Raw genomic sequence first — 433 nt, 5'->3', positions numbered from 1 at the left:
TTCATAGCGTCCATCGCCGAACTCGGCTCTGTCGAGGACTTCAAAACCGTCGTTCGCCGAGCCCGCGATCTGGGCTTTCGCGGCGCAGTGGTTGTGCACCCGAAGTTCGTCGACGTGGTGAACGAGTGCTACACGCCCACGCCCGAGGACATAGAGCGCGCGCAGCGCGTTGTGGATGCCTTTGACGAGGCGTTCGCTCGTGGCGAAGGTGCCATCAAGCTGGATGGCGCAATGGTCGACAAGCCGGTCTATCGGCGTGCCCAAGAACTGCTAGCGCAGCTTTAGGACGTATGTCCTTTCATCAGAAAAACAGGAGACAAAATGAACCAATCACGTCGCGAATTCACCGTCCTGGCAGCAGCCAGCTTACTTGGGCTCAACGCCTACGCCGAGACCTATCCTTCCAAACCAGTGACCATCGTTGTCCCACAAG

At 58.2% G+C, this 433-nt stretch carries 1 pseudogene; it reads left to right on the top strand.

The annotated features are described in order from the left end of the window. Positions 1–285: pseudogene (locus QZH66_RS18465) on the top strand (CoA ester lyase); the annotation flags it as partial. Between the last annotated feature and the right edge of the window lie 148 nt (positions 286–433).

It is taken from the genome of Stenotrophomonas sp. YIM B06876 (genome assembly GCF_030711595.1).
Taxonomy (GTDB): domain Bacteria; phylum Pseudomonadota; class Gammaproteobacteria; order Xanthomonadales; family Xanthomonadaceae; genus Stenotrophomonas.
This window is presented reverse-complemented; position numbering and strand designations above follow the sequence as displayed.